This window comes from Veillonellales bacterium (genome assembly GCA_039680175.1).
GTDB lineage: Bacteria > Bacillota > Negativicutes > JAAYSF01 > JAAYSF01 > JBDKTO01.
On the sequence record JBDKTO010000112.1, the window covers coordinates 28,571 to 42,656 of the forward strand.

The window sequence follows — 14,086 nt, forward strand, 5'->3', positions numbered from 1 at the left end:
TAGCTGCTCGGTTGACAATTGATGCAACTTTACCCCCTTATAGGTCGAAACCAGTTTGGCAGGACTAGCTAAAATATTTTTAAAAGATTTTTTCGACAAACCGCTTTTCAGTAAAGGCGGGGGCTGCCAAATAGAAGAGAAGGTTTAAGGGAAAAGAGAATTGTCGGATTTATACAATATTGATACTCAAATGTTAGGAATGTGCATAATAGGTCGGGATTAGTTTCTTGATTTGGTAAATAATTACAACTAAAATAAGCATAATGAAGCATTTTGGAGAGAGGAGATACTATGAATCGTCTTGCAAAAATTGTATTGCTGATTCTAATAACGATGATGGGCTGCGGCGCAAGCGCATCCGCGCAGGATTACCAACTAGGTGCCGGTGATGTGCTGGGTATCGGGGTATGGGGCTACGACGAATTTCAGAATAAAGAACCTATTATCGTCAGGCCGGATGGCAAAATTGCTTTTCCGCTGCTCGGCGAGGTAGAAGTTGCCGGCAGATCACCGGCTGAAGTATCCGATATACTCACGGCTGGCTTATCGCATTATATCAATACTCCCCATGTTACAGTAAACGTTATGCGTTTTCGCACCACCCGGGTTTATGTGCTAGGAGAAGTAGAGAAACCAGGAATGTACGAAATCGAAAAGCAGCATAATTTGCTGGACGCCATCGGTATGGCGGGAGGATATACTAAAGACGCCGCCAAGAAAAAGGTTTTGATTATTAGGCGGGATAAAAGCGGACAACCAGTTGTCGCCAATGTTCTCAACCTGGTGAGTAAAGGGGACTTATCGCAAAATTATGCTTTAAATGAGGGCGACATCGTTTATCTAGCCAGCAACGGCAGAATCGATTTGCTCAGAGACATACTGCCGGTGATTTCCATCGTTTATCAGGTTCATCAGTTTGATGATTAATACGGAGGTAGAAACAGTGGAAGAAAGTAAACTGGACTTGCAAAATATGATTAAAATAGTAAAACGGCGCCGCAAACTGATTGTTGGCATATTTGCCGGAATTACCCTATGCGCTGCAGCTGTCAGCTTTAGCATGCCTTCCGTTTACGAATCCGAAACAACGTTCAGAGTTAAACAGCCAAACGGCCTGGCGAGTTCGCTGGTGGTTGATATGCCGATAAAAAATCCTGGTGCCGCCGTTCCACTGTTAACATATGCCGAGATATTAAAAAGCCGGACCGTTGTGCAGGATGTAATTGGAAAAACGCAAGCTGTTAATGGGAAAAACCTTGATTACAACAACATGATCAACCGCATCACGACGCAGCCGGTTAAGGATACTGAGATTCTTAGAGTAAAAGTTACAGCCTCGTCGCCGGAGGAGGCGCAGTTCATTGCTCAGACCTTGACAGAATCGTTTAACAGCAAGCTGACAGAGTGGTCCAGATCTGAGCAGGCGGCAGTTCGCAAATTTATCGGCGAGCGTTTAACTCAATCACAAATTAAACTGGAGAAAGCCGAAATCGCCTTGCAGGATTATAAGAGCGTCAATAAATTAACCGATCCCGGTACGGAAACCAAGGCGCTGGTTGATACGCTGTCCACCATTAACAAGTTAGCTGCTGATAGTGCTGTTGCGCAAGCGGCAGCACAAGGCAAGCTGGCGAATGCCCAGCAGGAGCTGGCGGGCGAAACCCCAGGGGCCATTGCTGATAACTTATTAATACAGCAATATAAGGCTAAGCTGAGTGACTTGGAGGTGCAGCTCGTTGAGTTAACTTTAAAATATACGCCGAACCACCCAGCTGTAATCGCTGCCCAGGCAGCAATTCAGGAAACGCAAAGGCGGCTGAATGAGGAAGCCGCCAGTGTCATTAACGCCGAAGCACCTTCCCTGAACCCTATTCATCAATTATTACTGCAAAGCCGGATCACGGCGGAAGCCGAGATTGCCGCTGCCTCCGCGCAGCAGGGGGCTATTGATAGAATTGTAAACCAAAATCAGCAGGAATTAGGCAAGATGCCAATGAAAGAGCGCGGTTTGGCCAAAGTGATGCGTGATGCGACAGTGGCACAGGAAATATATATTATGCTGGCAAAACGCTACGAAGAGGCACGGATCAGCGAAGTAATGCAGCCCACGGATTTACAGCTGATCGACTCCGCTACCCGGCCGGACAGGCCCATCAGCCCTAATAAGGTAAAAATTATTGTGATTGGCGCACTTCTCGGCCTTCTTACCGGTATCGGTCTGGCATTGCTTACGGAATATCTGAATCAATCTGTTCGAACTGCGGATGATGTTAAACGTTATTTTAATCTGCCTGTTTTAGGAAGTATACCGCATTTTGATCAGGAGTATCGAGCGCCTGCGGCCAGTTTGACGGACAAGCTCAGACAAATAACATCAGGCAACATGCAGAAAGGGGTGCAACGATGACGAATAAGCTGAAGCTAATTGTCAATGAACGGGCTAGATCACCGGTAGCCGAAGCTTTCCGTGCCCTGAGAACCAACATACAGTTTTCAAAAGCTGACGGCGAACTTCGCATCATCATGGTTACCAGTCCCGGTCCGGCAGAAGGGAAATCGACTGTCCTTGCCAATATTGCAGTATCCATGGCTCAGGCAGGCAGAAAAGTTTTGATTTTAGACTGTGACCTTAGGAAACCGGTACAACATAGTGCTTTTCGGCTCACGGGCAAAGGCCTGACGAATGCCTTGGCGGAAGGTATGCCGGTCACTAGCTTAATTCAGGAAACAGATATTAAAAATTTACGGGTTGTTACAAGCGGACCGATACCGCCTAATCCTTCCGAACTGCTAGGAACAAGTCAAATGCAGCAGATACTTAACAGCTTGAAAGAGCAGTGCGATGTCCTGCTTATTGACGCCCCGCCGGTTGTCGCGGTAACGGATGCATCGGTGCTGGCCGCCAGAACTGACGGCGTGATACTTGTTGTCAATTCTGGCACCACTCGGCCGGAGATGGTGCAAAAGGCAAAAGACCTGCTCATCAAAGCGCATGGCGATATTCTCGGTGTTGTATTGAATCGGGTGGAAATTGACACAGATCAGGCCGATTACTACTATTACTATGGGAATTGAGCAAGAAATGGAATTAAGTATGGGAAGGTAAAAAAGAGATGCTGAGGGGATTAACTTATCTGCTGAGAGCTTTTTTATATCGAGTGCGGGGAGAATGTACTACCGAGAAGCTGCTTAGCATGGGTATGAGAATTGGGAAAAATTTCAATCGACAGTACGGTGTAATTCTTGATCCATCACATTGCTGGCTTATTTCTATCGGTGATAATGTGACAATCGCACCGCGGGTTCATATATTAGCCCATGATGCCAGCACGTACTTATATCTGGGCTATACAAAAATAGGTAGAGTGAACATAGGAAATAATGTTTTTATCGGTGCAGAAAGCGTTGTATTACCTAATGTAACAATTGGCGATAACGTCGTAATTGGCGCAAACAGCACTGTTACAAAAGACATACCGCCCAATACTGTTTATGCGGGCAATCCTGCCCAATATGTGTCCAGCATCGAGGAGTTTATCAATAAGAACAAGGAACTTAAGAAATATAGGCCTTATTATGGTGAAGAGTATACCGTAAGAAAAAAGGTAACTGGTCAGAGAAAACAAAAAATGGTCGATGAGTTAGCGGAAGGTCCGGGATATGTAGTTTGATTGCTGCAATGGGAGGTATTTCCTGAAGCTGAGAAGGGATGAACGTTACATGGAGTCAAAGAAAGTTTCGGTGATTATGGGAGTATATAATTGTGAAAACACAGTAAAGGAAAGTATTGATTCAATCATAAACCAAACTTATACTAACTGGGAATTCATTATCTGTGACGACGGTTCTTCGGATAATACATATAAAATTGCGCTGGAATATGCACATCAGTATCCGGATAAGATCAGATTGATAAAAAACGAGAAAAATCTTCGTCTGGCAGCGACGTTAAATCACTGTCTGGAATACGCAACGGGTGAATATGTTGCCCGGATGGACGGAGATGATATATCTCTCCCCGCAAGGTTTAAGACGCAGGTCGCTTTTTTGAATGCCAACCCTCAATATCAAGTCGTTGGCACACAAATGATCACGTTTAATGAAACCGGCGATCAAGGAATCAGAGGGGGAATTGAAAAACCAGATAAAACATACCTCAGATATACCACTCCATTTGCTCATGCTACGATCATGATGCGGAAGGATGCTTATGATAAACTTGCCGGCTATAAGGTGGATAAAGAAATAACAAGATGCGAAGATGTTGATTTATGGTTTAGATTTTTTAAGGAAGGATTGCAGGGCTATAATATACCAATTCCTTTATATAAAGTCAGGGAAGGGATTCAGGATTTTAAACGCAGAAAATTGTCATACGCAATTAATACAGCTAAAGTTTGTTATAAAGGTTATAAATTATTAGATTATCCCAAAAAATATTATATTTTTGCCTTAAAACCAATAGTATCCAGCTTAATACCGCCCAAATTGCTGAAGTACTATCATAATCTGAAAGAGGCGAAATAAAAAATTGAGAGGTAAATACGATGTCTGTGCTGTGGATAACACTCGCTATAGTTTTTATAAGCGGATATTTTGCCCGAAGGTACAATGGCAATGTTGCTGCAATAGACGGCGTTATTCTTACTTCCAACAGGCCCAATAAGGGCTTGGCCTTTATCGCTGCTGCAGCACTGGTTTTAGTCTCAGGCCTACGCAACAATATCGGCGATACTGGCTACTATATATATGGTTTTGTTCATTCTATACCATATAAGGGTGAGCCGGGTTTTGATGTTTTTCAAAGTCTTATCAAAGAGCTCATCTCCAATGACCCGCAAGTTTTTATATTCATATGTGCTTTGATTACCAATGCATTGATCGTGCTTGTATTTTATAAATACTCCGCTATGTTCGAGCTCAGCCTGTTTCTCTATATCACCACCGGTAATTATTTAGTTACGATGAATGGCATCAGACAATGTCTGGTATCGGCAATAGTATTTTTAGGGACTCAACTTATTGCAACAGGGAAATGGCTGCCTTTCTTTATTCTCGTCGGCTTAGTAAGTACGATTCATACGTCGGCGTTGATCTTTATTCCCGTCTATTTTTTTGTCAGATTAAAGCCATGGAGCAAGCTGATTAGTATCACACTGATCGCAGCTATCGTTGTTCTCTTATTATTTGATCAAATTGGCGCTTTTTTGTTAGGTACTTTCGACGGTACTCAATATGCTGGTTATGAAAAATCAATACTTGCAGCAGGCGGCGGGGCCAATATACTCAGAGTATTTGTTGGGGCTGTCCCGGTGATATTAGCCTATTTAGGGAGAAAACAAATTGAAAAAAATAATGATAAATTTGTCAATATACTCATTAACTTTAGTGTATTAAATCTTACTTTTTATGTTTTAGCTGTACAAAACTGGATTTTCGCCAGAATGAATGTGTATTTTGGTTTGTATGGGCTGCTGCTTTTACCGTGGCTAATAAAAAAACTGTTTGATAAAAAAACGAGCGCAATTGTCTATGGCAGCTGCGTGCTATTGTATATCATTTTTTGTTATTTCGAGCTGGAAAGTTATTTGAGTTATTGGGGAATTGGATATAGAAGTGATTTTATCGGACTTTAATATAGGGGATAATGTCCATCCGTCTCTCAGTATCCATTATTTAGCTAGGGTAAGTTTGTACGCAGGACTAAGAAAAGAGGCATTATTCTCTTTGGAAGCGGGAGAAAATGAAGAAAAGGATATTATTTTTTATACCGGATTTAAGGTATGGCGGAGCTGAAAAAGTTTTAGTAAACCTTTTAAATAATTTAAGCAGAAATAAATATGAGTTATCTTTGCTCACTCTTTTTGATGAGGGAGTTAATAAACAGTATCTAAAAAAAGATATTCATTATAAATATATATTTAAAAGGGTATTCAGGGGGAATACTTATTTATTGAAAATATTTACGCCTACGTTTCTCTATAAATTATATGTGAAGAAACATTACGATATAGTCGTAGCTTATTTAGAGGGAATCCCATCACGGGTGTTCAGTGGCTGCGCTGATAACTCTATAAAAAAGATTAGCTGGATTCATACGGAAATGACAAATCCGCAAAAATTTATGGGACCTTACCGTTCTTTTGCAGAAGGTATAAAGTGTTATCAAAAGTATGATGCCATTGTAGGAGTTTCTCAGACTGTAGTTGAGTCGTTTAAAAGAGGGACAGGCATACACGAAAAATTGTATGTTAAATATAATACCGTTGAAACGGAACAAATCAGAGCGAAAGCTTGTGAATCGGTTGATGATGTTATCTTTGAGAAAGATGTGATTAATCTTTGCTCGGTGGGAAGATTAATCAAAGAAAAAGGATATGAACGATTGCTTAGACTACATAAAAAACTTATTAACGACGGAATTTTATTCCATTTATATATTTTAGGACGAGGTGAATATCGGACAAGACTGGAAAAGTATATTGCGAACAACAATCTCTCCCATAGTGTTACCTTGTTAGGCTTTAAAGAGAACCCTTATAAATATGTTAGAAGTGCGGATCTATTTGTGTGTTCTTCCTATAAAGAAGGCTTTAGCACCGCAGTGACGGAAGCGTTAATCGTGGGGACCCCGGTCATAACAACGCTTTGCTCGGGAATGGAAGAAATGCTGGATTGTGGTAAATATGGGGTAATTGTTGAGAATAATGAAGCAGCATTGTATGAAGGTTTAAAAAAACTACTTACAGATAAAGAATTACTGGCTGCCTATAAAGCTAAGGCAAACCAGCGGGGCAAACAGTTTGAAACAAAAGCCACGATTGGCGAAGTAGAGAAACTATTTGATGAAATATAGGGGGGCAAAGGATATAACGGAACTTATTGATAATTTCCAGGCAGACAGACACAGGCGGCCGACGGTTAGTGTTATTATGCCGGTCTATAACGTAGAAAAGTATATTTCTAAAGCCATTGAAAGTGTACTCGGCCAAACATACAGAGATTTTGAGTTAATAATTGTAGACGACGGCTCACCTGATAGAAGTGGAGAAATAGCAGAAGAGTATGCAAAAAAGGAGGATGCAATCCGCGTTCTGCATAAAGAAAATGGGGGGCTGTCAGACGCCAGGAATGCCGGTATAGTTGCCGCCAAAGGGAAATATACAGTATTCATGGATAGCGATGATTATCTGGAGGACAATTTATTGGAACAGGCAGTTTATGCTGCCGAAGAACAGCAGGCGGATGTTGTCATGTTTGGCTATTTTATTGATCGTATTAATGCGGCAGAGCAGTTAGCAGATCGGGAAACTATTTATTATCCATATGGCATTTATGAATATGCCGATTTAAAAAACATACAGATTAATGCTAACTTACTACAAATGGTTGGCTATGCATGGAACAAAATGTATCTTTCACAGTTGTTAAAACAAAATAATTTTATGTTTACCAAGGGATTATCGGTGGTTGAGGATATTGTCTTTAATTCAGCCGTATTTTCAAAGTTAAAAAAACTAATAATTATAGATAGTCCTTTATACCATTACATACATAGAGAAAGAAAAACTCTGGTGAATATGTTTCATAAAGATGTATTTATACTGCATAAAAAGGGCATAACGAGCAGGAAGAAACTATTTGAAGCGTGGGGAATCAATCAAAATACGATTAATGAATTTATTAGTTTTGGCCATATTAGCGGAATTAGATATTGCTGTGCCAATATGTTTTATTATAAAAACGAGTTGAAATTAAAAGAAAAATATAACTATATAAAATTAATGTTAAACGATCAATTTACCAGGCAGATGATACAAAGTGTTCGCAGTAAGAATAAAACTGATTTAATCATGAAATATATTACTAAATACAGATTGAATATATTGCTGCTTATGTTATATAGCTATAATGCCAGAAAGAAATTGAAAAGCTGGGCAAAATAATGATAAAAGAAGTTAAGCAACTGATACCGATAAATATAAAGTATTACTTAACGTATTTGCTAAGTTCACAGCGCGATACCTTTTTTGAAAGGATAAAAAGAGAAAAAAAAATAATTGTAACCCTGGCGGCTGACTATGGGAATTTAGGCGATGTTGCTATTACGTATGCCCAAACTAGATTTTTAGAAACGACATACCCGGAGTATAAAATTATAGAGCTGCCAATTAGTGAAACTTTTTCAAAAGTAAAAGCGTTAAAGCACATATGCAGTAAAGAGGATATTATAACGATTGCCGGCGGCGGCAATATGGGAGATTTATATAATGAAATCGAAAATTGCCGGCAATTCATTATAAAACAATTTCCCGACAACAAAATTATTTCATTTCCGCAAACGATAGATTTCTCTAAAACAGAACACGGCAATAGAATGCTTGAAAAGACGATTAAAATATATTCTCAGCATAAAGATCTTACTCTTATAGCTCGGGAAAAAGTTTCCTATCATTTAATGAAAAAGTACTTTGGCAGTAATACTGTTTTAACTGCTCCGGACATTGTTATGAGTTTAGAGAAGACAGAACCGCAATTTGAGCGGCATGGCATTCTGTTATGTTTAAGAAATGATGAAGAAAAGCTGATCGCGATGAATAGCCAAGAAAAGCTTATCAGCAGACTAAAAAAATTATTCGATGATATACAATATTATGACACCCATATAGGTAAATCCAATATGTCGGTACAAGAAAGGCAGGTAGAACTGGCGGCAATATGGGAAGCTTTCAAAAAAGCAAAAGTAGTTGTTACCGATCGATTGCATGGCATGATTTTTTGCTATATAACAAAAACTCCGTGCGTAGTATTCCCGAATCGTAATCATAAAATCAAAGCGTCGTTTGAATGGATTAAAGACTGCAAATATATAAAGTTTTGTGAAGAATATGAGGCGGATACAGTATCACAATATATTACTGCGGCAGCAAATATTGATCAAAGTAACATGGATAAGCCAAAATTGGCCCCATATTTTAACTGCATATCACAGACTTAAAAATCCAGATTTATGGTAGACAAGTAGTTTTAAAATGTTGATTGCCATGGAATAAGCGGGGAGATAGCGTGAAGATAAAAGTTTCAATTGTAGTACCGGTATATAAAACCGAAAAATTTATCCATAGATGTATAGACGCATTAATATGCCAAACCTTAACAGATATAGAAATAATTTTAGTTGATGACGGCTCACCGGATAATTGCGGTAAAATTTGTGAAGATTATGCGAAACAAGACAAGCGAATTAAAGTGATTCATAAAAAAAATGGTGGACTTAGTTCGGCAAGAAATACTGGAATCAGAGAAGCTAGCGGCGAATATATTGGCTTTGTTGACAGCGATGATTATGTCGAACAAACTTTTTGCGAGTGTATGTATAAAACAGCAAAAAAATTTAATATAGATATTGTTAATTGTGATTATTATTGGGAAAGTGAAACATCAGAAGCAAGAAGCAGCAGTTTAAAAAAAGATAAAGTTATTTATAATGAAGAAATCTTAGAATATCTTAAGAAAGCTCACGCGACAACAATAATTTGGTTTGTATGGAGGAATATATACAGAAGATCCTTTCTTATAAAGAATAATATTTTTTTTGCCGAAGAAGTTAGATTTGGGGAGGATTCAATTTTCAACTTATATGCATTTTACTATGCAAAATCGCTGTATTCTGTAGATAAATGTTTATATCATTATATATCAAACCCGAACGGTCTAATTCAGACAAAGTATAAGGAAAATTTACTGGAAAAATTTTATATTCAATATAAGGTGAAAGAACTTTTTTATAAAATACCATATTTGGCGGATATTGAATACAGGCAGGATTTCTGCAGAAATAATATTGAGCATTCATTAATCCTCCTATTAACAAATACGTATAATATCGCACATAAAGATTATTTGCAGCAGTTAAAGCAAATAAGAGAAAGTGAATTTATACAACAAAGTTTTAAAAATTACAAACCATCGGGCAATTTATCAAAGAATATGCAAATGGTAATTTGTCTATTTGAACATAAGCTGTATTTTTTGATTAATTTACTTTTTAGGCTAAAAAAGATGACGTCAATGTAAATGGTATTATGACAGGGAAAGGAATGAAAATAAGGTGCACAGATCAAGAGAGCGGGCATTAATTGTTTTTTCCGTCACGATTCCTGACACCATGGGTTTTTTCAGCGGTCAAATCCAATATTTAATTGATTCCGGATTCGACGTAGCAGTAATATGCTCTCCGGGATGGCACAATGAAACCGCTGCGCAATATTATCCGCTAGCAATGGAACGTGAAATATCCCTCGGCAAAGATTTCGTTAGCCTTATCCGCCTTATAAAGCTATTAGTCACTTTAAAGCCTGACAGTGTTTGTGCCGGAACTCCCAAAGCAAGTTTTCTGGCAGGGATTGCCGCGTTTGTGGCTCGGGTGCCGGTTCGGGTTTATATGTGCCTTGGACTGCGCCTGGAAACGACAAAAGGGTGGAAGCGCAATGTCTTACTCATAACTGAGCGTGTTACATCCGCCTGTGCTACAAGAATTTGGTGTATTAGCCAAAGTGTCAAGAATCGTTTGTTAGAATTGGGCTTGGCGGATCCCCGGAAAATAGACCTTCTGGGGTACGGCAGCGTTAATGGGATAGATCTAAAGAAATTTCAGCTGTATCAAACAATGGGGGAACGCGACGCCTTATTAAAAAAGCACTCCATTCCGCCTAATTCTTTTGTAATTGGCTTTGTTGGCCGTTTAACAAAAGACAAGGGTGTGCCGGAGGCGCTGCTGGCATTTAATGAGCTGAAACAAACCTTTGATAATATATTTCTGGTTTTAGTTGGCAGCTTCGAGGCGGGCGATCCTTTGCCCGAGCAAACTTTAGAACTAATTCATCGGGATCAAAGAGTTATTTTAACTGGTTTTGTTACCACGGTTAAGGATTATTACCACCTCTTCGATCTGCTGTGGCTGCCAAGCCACAGGGAGGGAATGGGTGATGTACTGCTGGAGGCAGCTGCTTCCGGACTTGCTGTTGTGGCTTGTCGAACAACCGGGATTATTGATGTGGTGGATGATGGTAAAACGGGCTTCTTAGTGCCGGTAGGGGACAGTACATTGCTGGCGGAGCGCACCAAGCTGCTGCTGCTGGACAGAGCCTTAGCCATCAAAATGGGCCAGGAAGCGAGACGAAGCGTAGAACAACGGTTTAATCAGCAAAAGGTATGGGAAGGTATGAAAAATTATCAACAAGGGCTGCTTAAACAAGTATATAAGCGCGATTACATGCACTAACAAGGGGAGGGTAACTTGATAAATATTGGAAATATAAAAAAAGAAATTATCAACAATAAAGCTCGTGTCAGTGCAGAGATTGCCATTGAGGGGTATAATAAGATTTTATTTTTCGAAACTAAAAAAGAGAATGTTGAATATTTATGCGCTGATAAAGCAGATGGGTTTTTATTAGGATTATTAATTGCTGCACTAAAAATGCATTCGGATATAACGGTAGAATTTCCTGTTTCCGAAAGACTGTTATATGGACTCACTACTGTGCTAATACCCGCATTAGTCAAGATGAACTCTGAATTCCAAAGTATTAATATCTATGCCAGGCATACAACCGCCGCTAAAAAGTCAAATAAATTTGCCGGAGTTGCCACGGGCTTTTCCTGTGGCGTAGACTCATTTTACACTGTTTTGAAAAATATTGGAGCGGATATTCCCGGTTCCCATAGGCTGACTCATTTAGTGCTGTTTAATACCGGCAACTTTGGTTTAGAATATGAAACTTCATTAAGAGAATTTCAAAAGCAGATTCAGTATATTCAACCGGCATGCAACTCATTAAAGTTACCGCTGCTATGGTTAAATTCAAACTTAATGGAGTTTGTCAAATTCCCATTTGGGCAGGTACATACATTTTGCAATATCGCTGCCGCGCTGATATTGCAAAATTTAATTAAAACCTATTATTATTCATCAGGCTATTCTGTCGGTGCGTTTAAATTGAATTTTTCGGATAGTTCGCATTATGATTTGATTAACGAAATTGCTTTAAAGACAGAGGACTTTGAAATGGTATCATTCGGCGGATTGATTTCCCGATTTGATAAGACGAAATATATAATTAATTCTGCCAGTGTAAATAAAAATTTAAATATATGTGTAGATTCAGCGAGAGCAAGAAAAGAATTTAATAAAATTAATTGTTCAAAATGTTATAAGTGCATTCGTACCATGACCACTCTGGATGTACTTGGGGAATTACGGAATTATGACAATGTATTTGATTTGAGTACATATTATAACAAAAAAAATAAGTATTGGGGGCAGCTTAGATATATAAAATGGAGGACTAAAGACGAATTTGCGGCAGATATTATTTCGCAGGCAAATAGATTAAAGTACCCTATTCCCAAATTGTCATATCTTTGGATGATAATACAGGGAATAAAAAATCAAATAGATAAAGTAAAAGAATCAGGCAATGTTTGACATTCAGCTAAACTTATTATACGGGGAATTGCATATATGAATGCGGGAACAAGAACTATAAATTCTGTGAGGAATATAATAGTTAGTCTAAGCTATCAATTGATATTGCTATTTCTAAGTTTTATGTCAAGAACAATATTTATTAAAACGTTAGGAGCAGAGTATTTAGGCATAAATGGTCTTTATTCTAATATTTTATCAGTCTTATCTTTGGCGGATTTAGGCATAGGAAGTGCGATAATATATTGTATATATAAGCCGCTGGCAGAAAATGATATAGCAAAGATAAGCGCATTGATGAATTTTTATAAGCGAATCTATCGGTATATTGCGATTGCAGTAGGTGTTATTGGCATTGCACTGGTGCCGTTCTTGGACATCCTGGTCAAAACGGATACACCTATCCAAAACCTTGAACTTTATTATGTATTGTTTTTAAGCAATACGATTATGAGCTATCTTTTTATTTATAAGTCGGCAATTATAATTGCCGATCAGAAACTATATTTGATAAAAATATACTCATTTGCTTTTGAAATTATAAGATTTATTTTCCAAATAGTGATTCTTGTTACCACACATAATTATATGCTGTATTTAATTGTTCAATTGCTATGTACTTTCTTGAACAATTTATTTATTGCCTATAAGTCAAATAAGCTGTATCCCTACATAAAGAATGCAGCAAGACGATTAAATAAAGCCGAAAGGGGAAATATTATTGAAAATATAAAATCCATGTTTTTATATAGGATTGGCGGTGTAATCTTAAATAGTACTGATAATATTTTTATTTCAAGTATGATAGGTACCGTTTGGGTTGGAATTTATTCGAATTATTTCTTAATTGTAGGTGCGGTACAAGGGTTTACCGAAATTGTGTACTCATCAATTAGCGCGAGTGTAGGTAATCTCAATGTGAGTGAAGATATGAAAATTAAAGAGAAATTATTTAGAGTTATAGATTTTTCGACATTTTGGCTGTATGGGTTTTGCAGTATATGCTTCTTCGTACTGCTAGATGACTTTATAACGTTATGGCTGGGGAAAGAGTTTTGCTTGGGGTTGCCTATTGTAGTTGCAATCCTATTGAATTTTTATATTCCAGGTATGTTGCGGAGTACTGCTTTGTTTAGAGATACAACGGGATTATTTAAACAGACTAAATATGTTTTTTTGATTACAGCGGTTATAAATTTGGGGTTGTCATTTTTTTTAGGGCTGCATTTTGGGTTGGCTGGAATTCTATATGCAACAGCAATTTCAAGAATGTTGACAAATGTTTGGTTTGAGCCGATGATGTTATATAAAAAATATTTTCAAAAAAGTTCTCAAAAATATTTTAGTAAACAGGTATTATATTTTGCGTTGCTTTGTATAATCTGCGGACTGATTTCTTTTATAGCATCGTTTTTCAATGACGGCTCTGTCGCTGCCTTTATTAAGAAAATGATACTATGCTTATTAATACCCAATGTTATCTTTGCTATTTTATTTTATAGAACCGATGAGTGTAAGTACTTAATCGAAAAATATTATGTCATGTCACACAGCAGACGCGGCCAGCATATGTTGAAGTAAGTGATAAATGCTAAA

General features: G+C 38.2%; 13 protein-coding genes. All 13 read left to right on the top strand.

Going from position 1 to position 14,086, the window contains the following annotated elements; genetic code table 11:
• The first annotated feature begins 291 nt into the window (after window positions 1-291).
• The 13 genes from ABFC84_17800 (at window position 292) to ABFC84_17860 (ending at window position 14,071) form a co-directional block, all read left to right on the top strand.
• Window positions 292-927 (top strand): polysaccharide biosynthesis/export family protein, encoded by a 636-nt coding sequence (locus ABFC84_17800; protein MEN6414596.1) that lies wholly within the window; start codon window positions 292-294, stop codon window positions 925-927.
• Entirely contained in the window at window positions 920-2,407 is a 1,488-nt protein-coding gene (locus tag ABFC84_17805; GenBank protein MEN6414597.1) for a GNVR domain-containing protein, read from the top strand. Before ABFC84_17800 ends, ABFC84_17805 begins: the two co-directional genes overlap by 8 nt.
• On the top strand, window positions 2,404-3,075 hold the full coding sequence (locus ABFC84_17810) for a polysaccharide biosynthesis tyrosine autokinase (protein ID MEN6414598.1): 672 nt from the start codon (window positions 2,404-2,406) through the stop codon (window positions 3,073-3,075). The genes ABFC84_17805 and ABFC84_17810 overlap by 4 nt, the downstream gene beginning before the upstream one ends.
• 38 nt (window positions 3,076-3,113) lie before the next feature.
• Complete coding sequence (locus ABFC84_17815; protein ID MEN6414599.1) at window positions 3,114-3,671, top strand: acyltransferase; 558 nt, start codon at window positions 3,114-3,116, stop codon at window positions 3,669-3,671.
• A gap of 70 nt (window positions 3,672-3,741) precedes the next feature.
• On the top strand, window positions 3,742-4,527 hold the full coding sequence (locus tag ABFC84_17820) for a glycosyltransferase (GenBank protein ID MEN6414600.1): 786 nt from the start codon (window positions 3,742-3,744) through the stop codon (window positions 4,525-4,527).
• 26 nt (window positions 4,528-4,553) lie between these two features.
• Window positions 4,554-5,636 carry an EpsG family protein gene (locus ABFC84_17825; GenBank protein ID MEN6414601.1) on the top strand — a complete coding sequence of 361 codons (1,083 nt, stop codon included), beginning with the start codon at window positions 4,554-4,556 and terminating at the stop codon, window positions 5,634-5,636.
• Window positions 5,637-5,743: 107 nt separating this feature from the next.
• Entirely contained in the window at window positions 5,744-6,856 is a 1,113-nt protein-coding gene (locus ABFC84_17830; protein ID MEN6414602.1) for a glycosyltransferase, read from the top strand.
• Window positions 6,846-7,946: a glycosyltransferase family 2 protein gene (locus ABFC84_17835; GenBank protein ID MEN6414603.1), complete on the top strand. Its 1,101-nt coding sequence runs from the start codon at window positions 6,846-6,848 to the stop codon at window positions 7,944-7,946. The genes ABFC84_17830 and ABFC84_17835 overlap by 11 nt, the downstream gene beginning before the upstream one ends.
• Window positions 7,946-8,998, top strand: coding sequence for a polysaccharide pyruvyl transferase family protein (locus tag ABFC84_17840; protein MEN6414604.1), 1,053 nt, complete (start codon window positions 7,946-7,948; stop codon window positions 8,996-8,998). The genes ABFC84_17835 and ABFC84_17840 overlap by 1 nt, the downstream gene beginning before the upstream one ends.
• 68 nt (window positions 8,999-9,066) lie before the next feature.
• Window positions 9,067-10,077 carry a glycosyltransferase gene (locus ABFC84_17845; GenBank protein ID MEN6414605.1) on the top strand — a complete coding sequence of 337 codons (1,011 nt, stop codon included), beginning with the start codon at window positions 9,067-9,069 and terminating at the stop codon, window positions 10,075-10,077.
• Window positions 10,078-10,168: 91 nt separating this feature from the next.
• Window positions 10,169-11,284, top strand: coding sequence for a glycosyltransferase family 4 protein (locus ABFC84_17850; GenBank protein MEN6414606.1), 1,116 nt, complete (start codon window positions 10,169-10,171; stop codon window positions 11,282-11,284).
• A 15-nt stretch (window positions 11,285-11,299) separates the two neighbouring features.
• Entirely contained in the window at window positions 11,300-12,490 is a 1,191-nt protein-coding gene (locus ABFC84_17855) for a hypothetical protein (protein MEN6414607.1), read from the top strand.
• Between the two features lie 36 nt (window positions 12,491-12,526).
• Window positions 12,527-14,071 (top strand): hypothetical protein, encoded by a 1,545-nt coding sequence (locus ABFC84_17860; protein MEN6414608.1) that lies wholly within the window; start codon window positions 12,527-12,529, stop codon window positions 14,069-14,071.
• The last annotated feature ends 15 nt before the right edge of the window (window positions 14,072-14,086 follow it).